The 18,452-nt window shown below is 46.2% G+C and carries 18 protein-coding genes and 5 tRNA genes; 20 read left to right on the forward strand and 3 right to left on the reverse strand.

From position 1 onward, the window contains the following. Window positions 1-26 precede the first annotated feature (26 nt). Both clpB and ACLVWP_RS03555 read left to right on the forward strand, forming a co-directional pair. Entirely contained in the window at window positions 27-2,609 is a 2,583-nt protein-coding gene (clpB, locus tag ACLVWP_RS03550; RefSeq protein WP_413560158.1) for an ATP-dependent chaperone ClpB, read from the forward strand. Window positions 2,610-2,684: 75 nt separating this feature from the next. Then, the gene (locus tag ACLVWP_RS03555; RefSeq protein WP_413560160.1) at window positions 2,685-2,864 is read left to right on the forward strand and encodes a hypothetical protein; all 180 of its coding nucleotides are present in this window, start codon (window positions 2,685-2,687) and stop codon (window positions 2,862-2,864) included. A 152-nt stretch (window positions 2,865-3,016) separates the two neighbouring features. Here ACLVWP_RS03555 and ACLVWP_RS03560 read toward each other — a convergent pair whose 3' ends face one another. From ACLVWP_RS03560 to ACLVWP_RS03570, 3 genes are read right to left on the reverse strand one after another with little or no spacing between them, the layout of a single operon-like run. Next, window positions 3,017-3,190, reverse strand: a complete 174-nt coding sequence (locus ACLVWP_RS03560; protein WP_413560161.1) for a DUF1328 domain-containing protein — start codon at window positions 3,188-3,190, stop codon at window positions 3,017-3,019. Window positions 3,191-3,247: 57 nt separating this feature from the next. Next, window positions 3,248-4,222 (reverse strand): sigma-54 interaction domain-containing protein, encoded by a 975-nt coding sequence (locus ACLVWP_RS03565; protein WP_413560163.1) that lies wholly within the window; start codon window positions 4,220-4,222, stop codon window positions 3,248-3,250. 11 nt (window positions 4,223-4,233) lie between these two features. Further along, window positions 4,234-4,743, reverse strand: coding sequence for a hypothetical protein (locus ACLVWP_RS03570; RefSeq protein WP_413560165.1), 510 nt, complete (start codon window positions 4,741-4,743; stop codon window positions 4,234-4,236). Window positions 4,744-4,848: 105 nt separating this feature from the next. On the opposite strand from ACLVWP_RS03570, the gene ACLVWP_RS03575 reads away from it, so the two are divergent. The 18 genes from ACLVWP_RS03575 (at window position 4,849) to rplK (ending at window position 18,450) form a co-directional block, all read left to right on the forward strand. Further along, entirely contained in the window at window positions 4,849-5,448 is a 600-nt protein-coding gene (locus ACLVWP_RS03575) for a riboflavin synthase (RefSeq protein ID WP_413560166.1), read from the forward strand. A gap of 2 nt (window positions 5,449-5,450) precedes the next feature. Next, complete coding sequence (ribB, locus tag ACLVWP_RS03580) at window positions 5,451-6,581, forward strand: 3,4-dihydroxy-2-butanone-4-phosphate synthase (protein ID WP_413560167.1); 1,131 nt, start codon at window positions 5,451-5,453, stop codon at window positions 6,579-6,581. After that, complete coding sequence (gene ribH / locus ACLVWP_RS03585) at window positions 6,581-7,150, forward strand: 6,7-dimethyl-8-ribityllumazine synthase (protein WP_413560168.1); 570 nt, start codon at window positions 6,581-6,583, stop codon at window positions 7,148-7,150. The genes ribB and ribH overlap by 1 nt, the downstream gene beginning before the upstream one ends. Window positions 7,151-7,214: 64 nt before the next feature. Then, a complete protein-coding gene (locus ACLVWP_RS03590) occupies window positions 7,215-9,413 on the forward strand; it encodes an ATP-binding protein (protein WP_413560170.1) in 2,199 nt (732 codons plus the stop codon). Window positions 9,414-9,427: 14 nt separating this feature from the next. Beyond that, window positions 9,428-10,804, forward strand: coding sequence for a sigma-54-dependent transcriptional regulator (locus tag ACLVWP_RS03595; protein WP_413560171.1), 1,377 nt, complete (start codon window positions 9,428-9,430; stop codon window positions 10,802-10,804). Window positions 10,805-10,814: 10 nt separating this feature from the next. After that, window positions 10,815-12,314, forward strand: a complete 1,500-nt coding sequence (gene proS, locus ACLVWP_RS03600; RefSeq protein WP_413560173.1) for a proline--tRNA ligase — start codon at window positions 10,815-10,817, stop codon at window positions 12,312-12,314. Between the two features lie 232 nt (window positions 12,315-12,546). After that, window positions 12,547-13,275 carry a L,D-transpeptidase gene (locus ACLVWP_RS03605; RefSeq protein ID WP_413560174.1) on the forward strand — a complete coding sequence of 243 codons (729 nt, stop codon included), beginning with the start codon at window positions 12,547-12,549 and terminating at the stop codon, window positions 13,273-13,275. 44 nt (window positions 13,276-13,319) lie between these two features. Further along, the gene (gene pyrF / locus ACLVWP_RS03610; RefSeq protein ID WP_413560176.1) at window positions 13,320-14,027 is read left to right on the forward strand and encodes an orotidine-5'-phosphate decarboxylase; all 708 of its coding nucleotides are present in this window, start codon (window positions 13,320-13,322) and stop codon (window positions 14,025-14,027) included. 1 nt (window position 14,028) lies between these two features. Beyond that, window positions 14,029-14,949: a TrmH family RNA methyltransferase gene (locus ACLVWP_RS03615; RefSeq protein ID WP_413560178.1), complete on the forward strand. Its 921-nt coding sequence runs from the start codon at window positions 14,029-14,031 to the stop codon at window positions 14,947-14,949. Between the two features lie 57 nt (window positions 14,950-15,006). Beyond that, a tRNA-Thr gene (locus ACLVWP_RS03620) sits at window positions 15,007-15,082 on the forward strand. Window positions 15,083-15,111: 29 nt separating this feature from the next. Next, window positions 15,112-15,197: transfer RNA gene (locus ACLVWP_RS03625), tRNA-Tyr, on the forward strand. Between the two features lie 49 nt (window positions 15,198-15,246). Further along, window positions 15,247-15,323 (forward strand) — tRNA-Gly (locus ACLVWP_RS03630). A 9-nt stretch (window positions 15,324-15,332) separates the two neighbouring features. Further along, window positions 15,333-15,407: transfer RNA gene (locus ACLVWP_RS03635), tRNA-Thr, on the forward strand. 74 nt (window positions 15,408-15,481) lie between these two features. After that, window positions 15,482-16,672, forward strand: coding sequence for an elongation factor Tu (gene tuf / locus ACLVWP_RS03640; RefSeq protein ID WP_413560180.1), 1,191 nt, complete (start codon window positions 15,482-15,484; stop codon window positions 16,670-16,672). Window positions 16,673-16,934: 262 nt separating this feature from the next. Then, window positions 16,935-17,010 (forward strand) — tRNA-Trp (locus tag ACLVWP_RS03645). A 36-nt stretch (window positions 17,011-17,046) separates the two neighbouring features. After that, window positions 17,047-17,424, forward strand: coding sequence for a preprotein translocase subunit SecE (gene secE / locus ACLVWP_RS03650; protein ID WP_413560181.1), 378 nt, complete (start codon window positions 17,047-17,049; stop codon window positions 17,422-17,424). A gap of 9 nt (window positions 17,425-17,433) precedes the next feature. Further along, window positions 17,434-17,967 (forward strand): transcription termination/antitermination protein NusG, encoded by a 534-nt coding sequence (nusG, locus tag ACLVWP_RS03655; RefSeq protein WP_413560183.1) that lies wholly within the window; start codon window positions 17,434-17,436, stop codon window positions 17,965-17,967. 60 nt (window positions 17,968-18,027) lie between these two features. Next, window positions 18,028-18,450, forward strand: coding sequence for a 50S ribosomal protein L11 (rplK, locus tag ACLVWP_RS03660; RefSeq protein ID WP_340599043.1), 423 nt, complete (start codon window positions 18,028-18,030; stop codon window positions 18,448-18,450). Window positions 18,451-18,452 lie beyond the last annotated feature (2 nt).

Genomic DNA, 18,452 nt, shown 5'->3' on the forward strand with positions numbered 1-18,452 from the left:
TCATCCTTAAATCAGATGGAGGAGCTATGAGCAACGATATTGAAAAAATGACGCGAAAAAGCCAAGAGGCTATGCAGGCTGCTGCAAAGCTGGCGGAACGCAAGTCAAACCCATCTGTTGAGCCTGAGCATCTCTTGCTGGAACTGGTCCAGCAAAGCGAAGGGATCATCCCTCGTCTTTTAGACAAATTAAATGTCGCCCAAGCTGATTTCTTGAGCGAGCTTCGTAAAAAAGTCGATCGTTTTCCAACTGTCAGTGGTGGCGGGCAAAAACAATTTGCCAGTCCACGCCTGGAAAAAATATTCCGTGGTGCCGAAGTGGAAGCCGACGAGTGGGGCGATGCCTACATCTCAACAGAACACTTCTTTTTAGCAATGCTAAAGGGCTCGGACTCTGAGCTTGCGGCGTTCTTTAAGAAGTTTAATTTAAATACAGACAAAGTTAAAACTGCCCTCAAAGAAATGCGTGGCAGCCAAAAGGTCACGGATGACGATCCTGAGAACAAGTACGAAGTTTTAAACAAGTACGCTCGTGATCTGACGGCTTTGGCAGCAGAGGGTAAACTAGACCCTGTGGTTGGTCGTGACGAAGAAATTCGCCGCGTGGTGCAGGTTTTGTCTCGTCGTACGAAAAACAATCCCGTTTTGATCGGTGAGCCCGGTGTTGGTAAAACAGCCATCGCTGAGGGCTTGGCGCTGCGTATTTTAAAACACGACGTCCCTGATAACTTGATTGGCAAAAAGTTAATGTCCTTGGATATGGGCGCCTTGATCGCCGGTGCAAAATACCGTGGTGAGTTCGAGGATCGCTTAAAAGCTGTGATTAAAGAAGTCACGTCCAGCGAAGGTCAGATTATTTTGTTTATCGACGAACTTCACACCTTGGTTGGTGCGGGTAAAACTGATGGCGCCATGGATGCAGGTCAGTTATTGAAGCCGGCATTGGCGCGTGGCGAACTTCGCTGTATCGGTGCAACCACTTTGGATGAGTACCGGAAGTACATCGAAAAAGATGCCGCCCTTGAACGTCGCTTCCAAACAGTGATGGTCGAGGAACCAAGTGAAGAAGACGCGATCACAATCTTGCGTGGTCTGAAAGAAAAATACGAAGTCCATCACGGTATTCGTATCACTGACTCGGCTCTGGTTTCGGCGGTGAAGCTTTCACGTCGTTATATTACCAACCGTTTCTTGCCAGATAAGGCGATCGATTTGATCGACGAGGCAGCAAGTAAGCTTGGTATCGAAACGCGTTCAGTCCCTGAAGAAGTGGATAAAATTGAACGTGAATTGATGCAGCTTCGTATTGAGAAAGAAGCTTTGAAAAAAGAAAAAGACGAAGGTGCGAAAGAACGCATCACCGTGATTGATAAAGAGATCACAGGTCTGAGTGCTAAGAACCAACTTTTGCGTGAGCAATGGGAATTTGAAAAAGGTGGCATCACCCAAATCAAAAAACTCAAAGCTGACATTGAAGATTTAAAAGTGGCTGTGGCCAAAGCAGAGCGCGAAGGCGATCTGGGTAAAGCTGCAGAACTTAAATACGGCACACTTCCAGAAACTGAGAAGAAACTCAAAGCGATGGAAGACCGCAGTAAAGAGCAGAACGGCAATGAAAGCCGCATGCTGAAAGAGGAGGTCGGTCCAGAAGACGTGGCAGAAGTTGTCGCGAAGTGGACGGGCGTTCCGGTCAGCAAAATGCTTGAAAGCGAAAGCCAAAAACTTTTGCATATGGAAGAAGAACTTAAAAAACGTGTCGTGGGTCAAGACCATGCATTGACGGTGGTTGCGGATGCGATCCGCAGAGCTCGCGCTGAGATCTCAGATCCAAATCGCCCTATCGGAACATTTATGTTCTTGGGGCCAACAGGTGTCGGTAAAACCGAAACTGTGAAAGCTTTGGCTGAGTTCTTATTTGATGATGAACAAGCTGTGGTTCGTATCGATATGAGTGAGTACATGGAGAAACACTCTGTGTCTCGCTTGGTCGGTGCGCCTCCGGGATACGTGGGTTACGAAGAGGGCGGTCAATTGACCGAATCCGTTCGTCGCAGACCGTACAGTGTTGTTCTTTTGGATGAAGTTGAAAAAGCACATCCAGATGTTTTCAACATTTTGTTGCAGGTTTTGGATGACGGTCGTTTGACAGACGGTCAAGGTCGCACAGTGGATTTCAAAAACACCGTGTTGATCATGACTTCAAATGTCGGATCGCAATCGATCCTCGATCCTAAAATGTCAGAAGACGCGAAACAAAAAGCGGTGACTGAGGCATTGAGAGATCATTTCCGTCCTGAGTTCTTAAACCGTATCGATGAAGTTGTGATCTATCATTCTTTGGGTCAGGATCAAATTGCTGGCATCGTCCAAGTTCAATTGGATCTTGTTGCACAAAGATTGAAGGGCAAAAAAATCGGTATCTCTTTCAGCAAAGAGGCTGTCGATTTCTTGGCTCGCAAAGGTTATGACCCTATCTATGGTGCTCGTCCATTGAAGCGTGTGATCCAAACAGAGTTGTTAAACCCACTCTCTAAACAGATCATTAGCGGCGGTGTGAAAGCGGGCGAAACGGTAGAAGTTAAAACGGATGGAAGTCATCTGACATTCTAGTCGTTGGCATGGCTTTAGCTATCTCCTAAAAATAGGCAAGCAATGATGCTTGCCTATTTTTATAGGAGTACCATCATGGGTAACGACAAATTTAATAAGCAAAACTCTTCATCATCAGATAAATCTGGCAACAGAGCTGAAGATCTTAAAAGAGAATCTTCTAACTCTTCGAATCGCAATGTGAATTCAAAAGATTCGCAAAGATCATCTCAAAATAGTTATGACAGAAATACGAATTCTTCTGGCAGAAGATAATTAGACTCTGAAAATTTTGAGACAAAGAAATGGGCTTCTAGAATGGAAGCCCTTCTTTTTTTGTGAGAGCGCAAAAAAGCGATGTAAAAGGGGCGACAAATTGCCCCGGGGAGTATTTCCCGTTGGTTGGGGCAAATTGTCCCAGCCCGTATCTACCTCGGTCCTCTTCTGCCGATCATATTCACAAAGAAACTGATCACAGCTAGTACCAAGAAGACGATCAATAGCATACGACCGACCTCCATAGACAAGCCAGCGATACCATTAGCGCCTAAAACGAATGCTACGATTGCCAGGATAAAGAATGCGATAGCGGCCCTTAACATACAAACCTCCTCAGTGGGTGTTACTAAGAATGGTTTAAGCAAACGCGGTGCCAACTATCACAAAGTGGGGTGTCGTTTCCCAAGTTTTCGGTAAAGTGTCTTGCGATCGATCCCTAAGTCGCGCGCCGTTTTTTCTTTGGCACCTTTATTGAGACTTAACGCGTATTCAATATAAAGATGCGTCATCTCGTCGATGGACAGGATATGCGCAATGTTGTCGCACACGCGTTCGCGCATGAATTTTAGCGTGTTTTGTTTTTGTTGAGAATTCATCGTGGCTTGCGGGTGCAGATCTTCAACTTCGATATGGGAGTTGTTAGATAAAACCACTGCGCGTTCGATGCGGTTTTCCAACTCACGCACATTCCCTGGCCAAACTTGCTTTAAAAGATAGTCTGTTGCGGCCGGGGTCAGTCCAAAGATTTTTTTGGAATTCGCGGCCGAAAATTTTTCGACAAAGTGTTTTGCCAAAGGCAGGATGTCTTCGCTGCGATCCCGCAAAGAAGGCACGTTAATACCAATGACATTTAGGCGAAAGAAAAGATCTTCGCGGAATTTTTTGGCTTGCACAGCACGATTTAAATTTTCGTGAGTAGCGGCAATGATGCGGATGTTGATAGGGCGCAAAGTGTTTTCGCCCAGGCGTTTGATTTTGCGTTCTTGCAGGACGCGCAGAATTTTTGCCTGCAAGCTGATTTCTAGGTCGGCGATTTCGTCCAAAAACAAAGTGCCACCCTCAGCTTCCTCAAAAAGACCGACTTTGTTGGTGTGAGCTCCAGTAAAGGCTCCTCGTGTGTATCCGAATAGTTCTGATTCTAAAAGATGATCGGGGATGGCCGCGCAGTTTAAAGCGACGAAGTTACGTTGGCTGCGAGGACTGTGCGCGTGAATGTACTGAGCGATGATTTCTTTACCGGTGCCACTCTCGCCGGTGATCAAAACATTGGAACAACTCTCGGCCACCTTGTGAGCCAGAGTCAGAGCGGAAAGGAAGGCGGGACTCTCTGCGATGATGTCTCGGCCTTCCTTCATAATTCGCTCCTTTATAAGCTGCCACCACCAGCGAGGATGATGAAGTATTGAACTTCCTCGTCAGGCATTCTGTATCCGTATTTATCGTGACGTGATTCATAGTACTTCGTGACTTGAGCGCCGCCACCAATGCGCAGGCCGCCAATGGCAAAAATCAATCCCGCTTTGCCGAAGTAACCGCTGGCATCTTCATTGGCAAAACGCAAACCTGGGCCCGCAAACAACTCAACCCCAGCTCCGCCGCTGGAAGTATAAAAGCCTGTTCCAAAAATAGCGGCCGTGTCCAAACCATAAACTGTGTCGATGCTTGAACCGAATTGGGTGAAAACAGAGTTTCGCCAGTTCAGGTAATCCGTCAGGTACCAGTTCAGGCCGAGGTCGATTTCGGTATAACTGTTCCCGTTGTAAGTCCCAAATCCCCCGCTGAGGTCATAGGACATGTTGGCGCTTGAGCTTTGAGCCAAAGCTGGTGTGGAAAAGACGCTGCCCAGAATCAATAGAACGCTAATGAGTTTTTTCATAAAACCATCTTCCAAATGCCTCTCAGGCAGGTCAATGAATTGATGCTTTTCTTGCCATTTTCCCTGTGAAAGTGTAGCTTCCAGCCCATTCAAGCAGAGGCCCTTATGTTTTCTGGAATCGTCGAATCCGTTATGCCGATTGATAGCTCGGAAGAGCTCCAAAATGCCTATCGCATTAAAATTAAAAAACCATCTGATTTCAATGATTTGAAGCTTGGCGATAGCATCGCATGTGATGGCGTTTGTCTGACCCTGGAGGCCTATGACGACAGTCACATGACTTTCGCGTTGGCGGCAGAAACTATTAAGGTCCTTGATTGGAATCCCAACAGCTGGATCGGCAAAAAGGTCAATTTAGAGAGATCTTTGCGTTTTGGCGACCGAATCCACGGTCATTTGGTGACGGGACATGTTGATAGTTTGGGCTCTGTGACAAGAGCAGAGCTGATCGGCGAATCTTTCTTTTTGGATGTTAAAGTCCAAGACACAATCCTGCCATTTGTATGGAAAAAGGGGAGCATCACGTTAAACGGGGTGAGCCTGACGGTAAATGATTTAGATAAAAATACGGTTTCTGTGTGCCTGATTCCGGAAACTCTTAAACGCACAAATTTGGGCGATTTAAAACCAGGCAGCAAAATCAATGTTGAGCCCGATTACATGGCTCGCGCGATCCAACGTTCTTTGGAAGTTAAAAAGGACTAAGCATGGCATTCAATACTATTCCTGAAATTCTTGATGATGTAAGAGCGGGTAAGATGGTCATCCTCGTGGATGACGAAGATCGTGAGAACGAAGGTGATCTGATCATGGCGACAGATCACATCAATGCTCAAGGGATCAACTTCATGATCTCTGAGGCTCGTGGTTTGGTTTGCCTTTGCATGACGGCACAACAAATGGATCGCTTGCAATTGCCATTGATGGTTCGTGATGAATACAACTACGCTCCGAACAAAACAGCATTCACAGTTTCTATCGAAGCTGCTGAAGGCATCTCGACAGGTATTTCTGCGACGGACCGTGCGCACACTTGTAAGGTGGCTGCGAATCCTCATGCAAAACCAACTGACGTTCACATGCCTGGTCATATCTTTCCAATTCGTGCTCAGCACGGTGGCGTATTAAAGCGCGCAGGTCATACTGAGGCTTCTGTTGATTTGGCTCGTTTGGCGGGATTGAATCCAGCAGCAGTTATTTGCGAAGTGATGAATCCAGATGGATCCATGGCTCGCGTACCGGACTTGAAAGAGTTCGCAAAAAAACACAGCATCAAAATCGGGACTATTGTTGATTTGATCGCTTACCGCTTGGCCAATGAAACTTTGGTTGAAGAGCTAGCAAACATTCCATTGCCAGCTTCTTTTGGTGAGGGCTACAAGGCTCGCGTCTTCCGCTCGACGGTGGATCACCTTGAGCACTTAGTTATTCAAAAAGGCGAGATCACTAAGGACGTTCCTGCATTGATCCGCGTTCACGTTGATAACTTCACTCGTGACTTCATGGCTGTTGTTCAGCGTGGGGCTTCTTCTGTTGTGGAAAGCTTGAAAATGATCGAGCAAGCAGGCAGCGGAGCTTTCGTTCTTCTGCGTGGTAACAACCGCACTCAAGGTTTGGTTCCAGAACTTCAAGCCTTGATGGGGATGGAAGACATCCGTCCATCGACTCCGCTAATGGATGAGCGTGATTACGGTATCGGCGCCCAAATTCTGCGTGAAATTGGCGCGAACAAAATCCGTTTGATCACAAACAAACCAGAGAAAAAAGTTGGTTTGAAAGCATTTGATTTAGAAATCGTTGAAATTGTCGCAATTGAAAATTTAAAGGGGAATCACTAATGGCAAACATCAAAGTGGGCGTTGTTACAGCTCGTTGGAACTCAGAAATCACTCAAAAACTTGAAGAAGGCGCGATCAGCTATCTTGAGTCTTGTGAAGGTGTTGAAATTTTCGCAGCCTTGGTTCCAGGCGCAGTTGAAATCCCTCTAGCTTGCCAAGCCTTCTTGGATGCTGGTTGTGACGGTGTTGTGGCATTGGGTGCTGTTATTCGTGGGGAAACTTCTCACTACGATTATGTCTGCAATTCTGTGACTGATGGTATCACTCGTTTGATGCTTGATTATAAAAAACCAATCGGTTTCGGCGTATTGACGACTGAAAACGAAGAACAAGCGATCGCTCGCACTGGTAGCTCTGAGCACATGAATAAAGGCGAAGAAGCAGCTCAAGTGGTTATGGAAATGATCGGCTTGGTTGGTGAAATTCCAGCAACAATGAAAACAGCGACTTTGCTTGCAGCGCAACCGGCTCCAAAAGCAAAGGCAAAAGCGAAAGCTCCTAAGGCGGCTAAAGCTGCTAAGAAAGCTCCAGCAAAAGCGAAAAAAACCGCGAAAAAAGCAAAAAAGTAATTTAGCATTTAAAATCTCAGGGCGCTTATGACAAGCGCCTGGTGATTTAAAAGGATTTTTACTAGTGAGCGAACACTCAGACGATTTTCTTCCCCATGGTCCTCAGGAGTTAAAGAAAAGAAGACGTGAAATCTTCATCGTCCTTGTCGTCTCTTTTTTGTTCGTTCTGCTGACATGGTTTGAAATCCGCCTGTTCGCAACCAGCCAACAGCTTCCGTTCGTTCACAGTATTTTCTTCTTTGGTCTCGTAAACTTTAATATCGTTCTTCTTTTGCTTCTGCTTTTTATGATCTTCCGCAATGTCGTGAAGGTCTTCGTAGAACGACAGGGCAAAATCTTCGGTAGCAGTCTTAAAGCAAAACTTATCGCGGCCTTCGTGGCCTTCAGCTTTATTCCTACCGTATTGATGTTCATCATCTCGGTTTTTTATATCAATTCCAGCTTTGATAAATGGTTCAGTGCTAAGATGGCGGGCGTTCTAAAAAGCTCCATCGAAGTCACCAATGCCTATTACTTCAATGCTAAGAAAAAGAACTATCACTTCGCCCATCAAATTGCCGACTCTGTTCGTCCCTTGTCGAATTCCAATGATATCAAACGCAAGGTTGAACAACTGCGCAAAGAATTCAGTTTGGATGCGGTTGAATACTACCCATCACTTTTCGGCAAACGCGTCGTGGTTTCTGCTGAGGACGACACTGTTCCCACGGTTCCTGCGGTCTCGTTAGAGTTCCTGCAAAAAGGTATTAAGGTTCAGGCCGAGGCATCCATCATCCATCAATTCGGGGATGGAAATCTGGTTCGCGTGATCGTTCCGGTTAAGGAAGGCGCTGATAAAGGCGCCATCGTTGTTTCGAGCTTCCTGCCGTTATCGCTCGTGTCCAAGATGGATGATATCTCGACGGCCTATGACGAGTTCCGGGATATCAATCCGCTCGAATACCCGCTGAAATCTATTTATCTGATCATCTTGGTTTTGATGACCTTTGTGATCCTACTTGCGGCGACGTGGTTTGGGTTCTATCTGGCAAGGCAGCTTTCCATTCCGATCGTTCAGTTGGGACGTGCGACCCGTCGTATTGCGGGAGGGGATTACACACCTCTGCAAATCAAGTCAGGCTCCGAGGAAATCAACGATCTGATTTCTAGCTTCAATCAGATGACGGTGACCTTGGAAAACACCCTGGAAGAACTCGATCAACACGCGCGCTATACGGACATTGTTTTACGTAACGTGAATACGGGCGTGATCTCCGTCGATCAAGCTGGGCGTGTTTCGACCATCAATCGTCACGCGGCTCAGTTGTTAAAAATTGATCCTGAACGCTATATCGGTAAATCCGTGCGTGAGCTTTTGACTTTAGAATATTTCAGAACTTTCGCAGATCTTTTGAAAACCATGCAGGATCATAAGATTGAAAGTATCCAAAAAGAATTCCGTTTGAATGTGCAAGGGGAGGCGATTCCTCTGCAAATGAGTCTGTCGATTCTTAAGGATGAAAAAGGCGAAGCTGTCGGTAAGGTCCTGGTATTTGACGACATGACTCCGATCGTGAATGCGCAACGTTCCGCCGCTTGGACAGAGGTGGCTCGTCGTATCGCCCACGAAATTAAAAATCCTCTGACGCCGATTAAGCTTTCCGCAGAACGTCTGCAAAGAAAGTTCGGTGCTTCGATCACAGATCCGGCCTTCAGCGAGTGTACGACGATGATCGTAAAACAAGTGGATGGTCTAAAAAATCTGGTGAACGAATTCAGTAATTTTGCACGTTTACCTCAGGCTCGTCCTGTGGTTGCAAACTTCAACAGTGTCGTCGAAGAGTCTTTGGGGCTTTACCGCCAAGCTCACCCGAACGTGAAGTTTGATTTCCGTCCTGACGGGGAGTTGCCAGAGTTTAAATTTGACCCCGATCAAATCCGCCGTGTTTTGGTGAATCTTGTGGATAACGCTGTGGCTGCTGTGGCTAAAGAACCACAACCAACTGTCCAAATAGTCACACATTATTCCAAAGACATTAAAACGATGCGTATGACTGTCGCCGATAATGGAGACGGAGTGTCAGCAGAGCAAAGAAACCGTATTTTTGAACCGTACTACTCTACAAAAGAGGGCGGAACTGGTTTAGGCTTACCTATCGTGAAAAGAATCATTGAAGACCACAATGGCTTCATCCGTGCAACTGCGAATGAGCCCAAAGGTTTGAAACTGGTGATTGAAGTTCCTGTAAACGAAGTGGGCGCTTGGAAGCCCGCCGAAGAATAGAAAGAAGGTCCGTGATGACGGCTCTATCGACTAAAATTCTGATTATTGATGACGAAGCTCCGATTCGTGATGTGCTTTCAGCCTCTTTGAAGGATGAAGGCTATCAAGTATTTCTAGCCCACGACGGAGAGTCGGGATTGCAAGCAATCAAAGACGTGCAGCCGGATATCGTATTCCAAGACATCTGGATGCCAGGTAAATTCGACGGAATGGAAGTTCTGAATCGCGCCCGCAAAGAACATCCGAATGTAGAGTTCATTATGATCTCTGGTCACGGAACGATTGAAACGGCCGTTAAATCGACAAAATTGGGCGCTTGGGATTTCATCGAAAAACCACTTTCCATGGATAAAATCCTGATCGTGATTTCAAACATCCTGAGCTACCAACAACAAAAAGAAGAAAAAGCTTTGTTGTTAAATAAGCTTCGTAAATCAATCGCTCTTGTGGGTGAGGCACCAGCTATCGTAGCCACAAAACAAGTGATTGCACGTGTAGCACCGACAAACTCTTGGGTTTTGATCCAAGGTGAAGCGGGTACAGGTAAAGAGCTTGTCGCACAAAATATTCACTACCTAAGTGGTCGTGCCAGCCGTCCATTCGTTGAGATCAACTGTGGCGGTATCCCTGAAGACCTTCTTGAATCCGAAATCTTCGGGATTGAAAAAGGTGCAATGCCAGGTGTGGACCGCGCTAAAAAAGGTAAATTAGACCTCGCTCAGGGTGGAACTTTGTACATCGCTGAAATCAGCGAAATGAACAAAGACGCTCAGGCAAAACTTCTGACTTACTTGGACGAGAAAAAGTATCGTCGTGTGGGTGGTTCTGAGGCGATTGAAAACGATGTACGCGTGATCGCAGCTTCCTCTAAAGACTTGGATAAAGAAGTAAAAGAAGGCCGTTTCCGCGAAGATCTTTACTATCGTTTGAACGTGATTCCTTTCCGTGTGCCAGCACTTCGCGAGCACCCAGAAGACATCCCAGTTCTAGTTTCTTATTTCTCCGACAACGTGGCTCGCGAAAGCGGATTCCCGAAAAAAGCCATCAGCGAGCAAGCTATGAACAAGATGCTTGCTTACCAATGGACGGGAAATGTGCGTGAACTTAAAAACTTTATCGAGCGCGTTTACATTCTAACTCCAGGAGATTTCGTTGACGTTCATGATCTGCGTTTCGCAGGTTTGGTCGACAAGGACGATGAAAAAGGTTTCGAAATGCAAGACCTGTCAACGTTCCGCGATGCTCGCGCGCAATTCGAAAAAGAATACCTTCTTCGCAAGATCAACGAAAACGGCGGCAATATTTCTAAGACTGCCGAAGTGATCGGTCTCGAAAGAAGCTACTTGCACAGAAAAATTAAAGCCTACGGCATTGATACAAAAGACATTTAAGGAATAGCACATGTCAGATACAGCGATTAAACCAACACGTTCTGAAAATTACCCTGAGTGGTACCAACAAGTTATCACAGCAGCTGATATGGCCGAAAACTCTCCGGTCCGCGGTTGCATGGTGATCAAACCTTGGGGCTACGCTGTATGGGAAAACATGCAAGCCGTATTGGATCGCATGTTCAAAGATACAGGTCACGTAAACGCCTACTTCCCATTGCTAATTCCACTAAGCTTCTTGGAAAAAGAAGCAGAACACGTTGAAGGCTTCGCTAAGGAATGTGCAGTCGTAACTCACCACCGCTTGAAAGGCGATGGCAACGGTAAGCTAGTTCCAGACGGCGAACTTGAAGAGCCACTGATCATTCGCCCAACGTCTGAAACAATCATCGGTCACCAATTCGCAAAATGGGTAAAATCATACCGTGATCTTCCTGTCTTGATTAACCAATGGTGTAACGTGATGAGATGGGAAATGCGCACGCGCATGTTCCTAAGAACGGCAGAGTTCTTGTGGCAAGAAGGCCATACAGTTCATGCAACAGCAAAGGAAGCCCAAGAGGAAACTTTGCAGATGTTGGACGTATACGCTGACTTCGCAGAAAACTACATGGCAATGCCAGTGATCAAAGGCATGAAGACTTCTGATGAGCGTTTCCCGGGTGCGGTTGATACGTACACGATCGAAGCACTTATGCAGGATAAAAAAGCTCTGCAAGCAGGGACGTCTCATTTCTTGGGTCAAAACTTCGCAAAAGCTTCCGGTATCAAATACTTGAGCGCTGAGGGTAAAGAAGAAACAGCATGGACAACTTCATGGGGTGTTTCTACTCGTCTTATCGGTGGTTTGATCATGACTCACTCTGATGACAACGGTTTCGTGGTTCCACCAAGAATCGCTCCATTGCACGTAGTGATCGTTCCAATCTATCGTAACGACGCTGAAAAAGCGCAAGTGCTTGAATACGTAAACTCCTTGGCTAAAGAAGTTAAATCGCAAAGCTACAACGGTGGATCGATCCGCGTAAAAGTCGACGACCGCGATATCCGTGGTGGCGACAAAGCATGGCAATACATTAAACAAGGTGTTCCAGTGCGTGTAGAAGTAGGTCCTCGTGATATGGCCAAGGGCGAAGTATTCGTCGGCCGTCGTGACAAAGGCCCGAAAGAAAAAGCCGGCCAAGCCCGCGATGCTTTCGTTCAAGGCATCAGTGCCTTGTTGCAAGAAATCCAAGACGGCTTGTTCGAAAGAGCAAAAGCTTTCCGTGACAGCAACATCAAAAAAATCACAGACCTTAAAGAGTTCGAAGCCTACTTCAAAGGCGAAGAAAACTCTGCCCCAGGTTTTGCATTGGTTCCATGGTGCGAAGATGGCATCGGCCACGAATTGCTAGCACAATTAAAAGTAACTCCACGCTGCCAACCACTGAAGCAAGAGCCGATCTCCGGCAATTGTATCTTCTCTGGGAAAACCGCAACTAAGTGGGTTCTGTTCGCAAAATCGTACTAAGACCTGCTAACGTCCTAACGTTAGCGGCTTAGGTCGCGCGAATCTGATTTCAAAAAGCTTAGAAATTTGGCGAACGGAGGGATTTTCCCTCCGTTTTTTTTATTGCCTTTGACCACACCGTTTTCGGGGAAGATTCTGATCTTGTGCACGACAGGCATTCTGTTCCTTCGTGAATAAAATGTCTCTGTGGTGATCGAGGGATATTTTATTACGCTATAACAGGAGGATCTGTATGAAAGCCTTTGCTTTATCCTTGTTGTTGTTCGTTTCAGCTTTTTCCCAATCGCTATTTGCCCAAAACAATTTCGATTCGCAGACGCCATCGCCGCAAATCTCGAATGAACAACTTGATGACCTCATGTCGCCAGACGAAATCGCGAATGAAATAGGTGCGCCACGCACAGAAATGCGGGCAGCCGTCATCAATCCAGAAATCATCGCAGCCCAAGATGGTATCGACGTGTATCGCGAGTATGCGATCGTTTTAAGAATTAACAAAGCGGCTGCAGGCCCGACGGCTCAGCAGATGCAAGTAATGGAAAATGGCTTTCCAATTGCGGTATGGCCTGTCTCTACGGGGCGCGAGCAGTATGAAAAAGCTAAAAGCGGCCGTTGGTATTGGACCAGAACTCCTGTGGGCACATTTTCTCCCTATAAATTAGTGCGCAATCACTATTCTTATACCTGGAAGGCCAACATGGAGTACGCGATGTTCTTTAATGGCGGAGTCGCCGTTCATGCGACAACTCCGGATCACTATAAAGAGCTCGGTAAACGTGCCTCTGGTGGTTGTGTTCGCGTTCATAAAGACAACGCCAAAATCATTTGGGATAAAGTGATTGCTCAGCCGCAGCGCCTGGTGCCCCTCTTTAATGAGAATGGTCGGGTCGCTCGTGACGTGAATGGCAATCCCATCCGAGTAATGGGTTGGAACACTCTGATAATCGTCGAAAACAAATGACCTAAATCCCAGTTTATGAGAGGGTGGAGCGCAGGAGTTATTCCATGAATAAAAACCTGCGCGCTCATCCCATGAAAAATCCAATCATTCTTGCTCTTGACGTCGACACTCGCGATCAAGCTCTCAAAATTGCCGATGAAATCGGTGATATTGTAGGGGGTATCAAGCTCGGTCCTCGCTTGTGCCTTCGCTATGGCTTAGAGTTCGTTCAAGAGATGGCGCAAAGGGCGCCTATTTTCATGGATAATAAACACTTCGACATTCCCTCAACAATGGAAGCCGCTGTCAGAGCGAGTTTCGATGCAGGCGCCTCACTGGTTACAGTCCACGCTCTGAGTGGAGCAGAAGCTTTGAAGCGTATGGCGGCGGTCGAGGCAGAGCTAAGCAAGCAACGTCCTTTTAAAGTTCTAGCAGTCACGATTTTAACTTCCTGGGATCAAAACTCCCTGCCTCCGGTGATGAATCCACAGCCGATCGCACAGCATGTGACGGAATTGGCGAGTTTGGTTCAAAATTCCGGGCTAACAGGCCTGGTTTGTTCTCCTCACGAGTTAGACCTTTTACAAAATAAAGGCCTCTATCTTGTCACGCCGGGAATTCGCTTTAGTATGAACGACTCTGGCGATCAAAAGCGTATTATGGGCCCGAAAGAAGCACTTGAAAAAGGTGCCTCTGCTCTGGTTGTGGGTCGTCCGATCTTAGAAGCAAAAGATATCAAAGAAGCTGCAAAACAATTTGTGATGGCGATGTAGAATGAAGAAAAATAATTTCCGCTCTGGTGGCGGTTCAAAAAACAACTCTCAAAAATCTTCACAGGGTGGTCGCTCTCAAGGCGGGCGTCCTCAGCAAGGTGGTCGTCCACAAGGTGGCGGTCGCGCTCCACAACAAGGCGGTTCTCGCTCTGAAAATTCCATTCCTCGCGAGTGGAGAGTCGTTGTTGGCAATCACGCAATTAAAGAAGCTCTTTACATGCGCCCTAAGAAGGTCAAAGGCATGTGGCTTAAAAAAGGCTGGGAAACTTCAGCTGATTTGCGCGAGCTTGAGGAAATGGCTCGCAAACACAAAATCACTCCAGACGAACGCCAAGAAACTGTGATCGATAAGTTCGGTTCTTCTCATCAGGGCGCCGCTCTTTTTGTTGAGGGTGCACCGGGCATGGACCTAGACCATTTAGGAAACTTAGAAACATCGATTGTTTTGATGCTGGACGGTATTGAAGACCCCCATAATTTGGGAGCAATCCTCAGAACGTCATGGTTAACCAACGTTAAAGGTGTATTAATTCCAGAAGATCGCGCGGTGGGTCTAACTCCAACTGTTCATAAAGTTGCGTGTGGCGGAGTTGAGCATGTCGCTGTTGAATCGACAACGAACTTTAGTAAGTACGCGGAAACATTAAAAGAAAAAGGCTACTGGATTTACGGACTTAGTCCTCGCGGTAAAAAATCTATTTTCGAACTCGATTTGCCTGAGAAAGTAATTTGGGCAATTGGTGCCGAAGATAAAGGTTTGAGAGTGACAACGGAACGCCTGTGTGATGAATTGGTCTACATTCCGCAAACGAGTGCATCAGCCTCTTATAATGCGTCTGTCGCGACAGCAATGGCTCTGACAGAAACACTAAGGCAGCACGCGCAGCGCGGAAAATCCAAAAAATCGCATTCTGACAGATAATTATCTTTGACGAATGTAGATTTTTTCCACTATAACTCTTTCGGTTATCTCAGTGATGCTGGTTTAGCTCAATTGGTAGAGCAGCTGATTTGTAATCAGCAGGTTGCGGGTTCGAGTCCCATAACCAGCTCCATATTTCTCTGAGTAAGTATTTAAAAAAATGGGTAGGTGCCCGAGTGGCTAAAGGGGACGGACTGTAAATCCGTTAGCTTACGCTTACGAAGGTTCGAATCCTTCCCTGCCCACCATTTTTTAAATATTTTCTCGGTGAAATATGGGTGACTTCTGATCGATAGGGCGGGAATAGCTCAATTGGCTAGAGTATCTGCCTTCCAAGCAGAGGGTTGCGGGTTCGAGACCCGTTTCCCGCTCCAAATTTCGACGCCCATGTAGCTCAGTGGTAGAGCACACCCTTGGTAAGGGTGAGGTCGTCGGTTCGGCTCCGATCATGGGCTCCACTTGTTTTACACTTGAATTTAAAAAAAATGGCTTTTAAGTTAGATAAAAATAAAAAATCTCTGCAGGAGGACTAATGTCTAAAGAGAAATTCACCCGTACGAAACCGCATGTTAACATCGGTACAATCGGTCACGTCGACCATGGTAAAACAACTTTGACTGCTGCTATCACTACTACTCTTGCAGCGGCTGGTAAAGCTCAAGCGATGTCTTACGATCAAATCGATAAGTCTCCTGAAGAGAGAGAGCGTGGTATCACTATCTCTACTACTCACGTTGAGTATGAAACTGAAAACCGCCACTACGCACACGTTGACTGCCCAGGACATGCTGACTACGTAAAAAACATGATCACTGGTGCTGCTCAAATGGACGGCGCTATCCTAGTTGTTTCTTCTGCTGACGGTCCTATGCCACAAACTCGTGAACACATCCTTTTGGGTCGCCAAGTTGGTATCCCTGCAATGGTTGTTTTCATGAACAAAGTTGACATGGTTGACGATAAAGAACTTCTTGAGCTTGTTGAGCTTGAGATCCGCGAACTTCTTTCTAAGTACGAATACCCAGGCGATGATATCCCTGTAGTAAAAGGTTCTGCTTTGAAAGCTTTGGAAGGTGATACTTCTGAAATCGGTCGTCCATCTATCATGAAATTGATGGAAGCTTGTGACGCTTACATTCCACAACCAGCTCGTGCTACTGACAAAACTTTCTTGATGCCAGTAGAGGACGTGTTCTCTATCTCTGGTCGTGGTACAGTTGTTACTGGCCGTGTTGAGCGTGGTATCGTTAAAGTTGGTGACGAGATCGAAATCATCGGTATCCGTCCAACTCAAAAAACTACTGTTACTGGTATCGAGATGTTCCGTAAACTTCTTGATGAAGGTCAAGCGGGCGACAACTGCGGCGTTCTTCTTCGTGGTACTAAAAAAGAAGACGTTGAGCGTGGTCAAGTTCTTGCTAAACCAGGTTCAGTTAAACCTCACAAAAAATTCAAAGCTGAAGCGTACATCCTTACTAAAGAAGAAGGCGGACGTCATACTCCATTCTTCAACGGTTACCGTCCACAGTTCTACTTCCGTACAACTGACGTAACTGGTGTTTGTACTTTGAAAGCTGGCACTGAAATGGTTATGCCAGGTGACCGCGTTGAATTGGCAGTTGAGTTGATCGCTCCAATCGCGATGGAAAAAGAATTGCGTTTCGCTATCCGCGAAGGTGGCCGTACAGTTGGCGCCGGCGTTGTTATCGACATCCTTGAGTAGGATTAACGCAGCATAGGCTGAAATAAAATCACCCGGGGGACTCCTTGACAAAAGGGTCCCCCTCGGTGTTTCTTGCGGTAGCGAAAGTTTCTATAGCAAGAATTTTGTTTTCCTTATGAGGAAAGAAAAAGCCAAAACTATGTTTTGGGTTTTTATTGACGAGAAGCGGTCAGCACCAAGGCGCAAGGAGAAGGCCCTACTGTAGAGTAGGCCGCCGACGAAGCAACGCTGGGGATGGCCGATTGTCGTCAATAAAAAATGCAGGGGTGTAGCTCCAGTGGTAGAGCGAACGACTCCAAATCGTTAGGTCGTGGGTTCGAATCCCTCCGCCCCTGCCAATTTCTACAGAAATATTTCAACAGGAATGAGGTATCGTGGAAAAAACTAACTCTAAGATTATTACTCTTAGTTTCGCTATTGCAGGTGCTTTGCTTGGATTGACAGTGCACATGCTTATCAAGGCATTTGCGGGTGCTTTTGGTATCGTAGCTAAATTGGCAGATAACGACTTGTTCAAACACGGTCTTCCGGTTGGAACAGGTATTCTTTTGTTTGCTTTGCTTCAGTTCAACCCACGTGTTCAAACTTGGGGCGAAGAAGTTGTATCTGAAATCCGTAAGGTTGTATGGCCTTCACGTAAAGATACGACAGCTATGACTATCGTTTGTGTAGTTATGGTTCTTATTTCAAGCGTGATTATCAGCTCTTTCGATCTGATTTCTGGCTTCTTTATCAACTATCTAATGAAGTAAGGATCGGCCATGGAAAAAAAGTGGTACATCGTTAACGTTCAAACTAGCTGTGAAAATACGGCTAAAAAAGCTATCGAGGAAAAGATCAAAACTTCCAAGATGGAAGAGATGTTTGGCGAGATCCTTATTCCCGCTGAAAACGTTGTGGAACTAGTTAAAGGCCAAAAGCAAACTAGATCGCGTAAATTTTTCCCGGGTTATATCTTCGTTCAGATGTTTTTGAATGATGAGACTTGGCATTTGGTAAGAAATGCGTCAAAAGTAACAGGCTTCGTGGGTGGGACTAAAACTCGTCCTCCAGAAGTACCTGAAGCAGAGGTTTTCCGCGTAACTCAGCAAATGGCTGGCGTTGCAGAAAAACCGAAAATGAAGGTGAAGTTCTCTGTAGGTGAAAATGTGACTGTTGTTGACGGTCCATTTGCTAACTTCCAAGGAACTGTAGAAGAGATCAACGAGGACAAAGCTAAGCTTAAAGTTCTTGTGAGCATCTTCGGTAGACCAACTCCAGTTGAGTTGGACTACATTCAAGTAGAAAAACCATAATCTAAGGCCCGCATAGGGCGGACCTTGGAATTTTAATTACACCTCTTGCAGGAGTGGGTCATGGCAAAAAAAGTTACAGGAATGATCAAGCTGCAAATACCGGCAGGGAAAGCTAATCCAGCTCCTCCCGTTGGACCGGCACTTGGACAGCACGGGGTAAACATCATGGAATTCTGTAAGCAGTTCAACGCTCGTACACAAGCGTTGGGTGATAGCATCATCCCTATCATCATCACTGTTTATCAGGACAGATCGTTTACTTTCATCACAAAAACACCACCGGTGTCTTCTTTGATTAAAAAGGCGTTGAAATTGGAATCAGGTTCCAAAATGCCTCAAAAAGACAAAGTTGGTAAAATCAATAACGATCAAATCAAGCAAATCGCTACAACGAAATTGCCTGACTTGAACTGCTTGAAAGTTGAATCCGCAATGTCACAAGTTGCTGGTACGGCTAAGAGCATGGGCATCGACATCGCGTAGGA

Source organism: Bdellovibrio sp. HCB209, assembly GCF_047306065.1.
Taxonomy (GTDB): domain Bacteria; phylum Bdellovibrionota; class Bdellovibrionia; order Bdellovibrionales; family Bdellovibrionaceae; genus Bdellovibrio.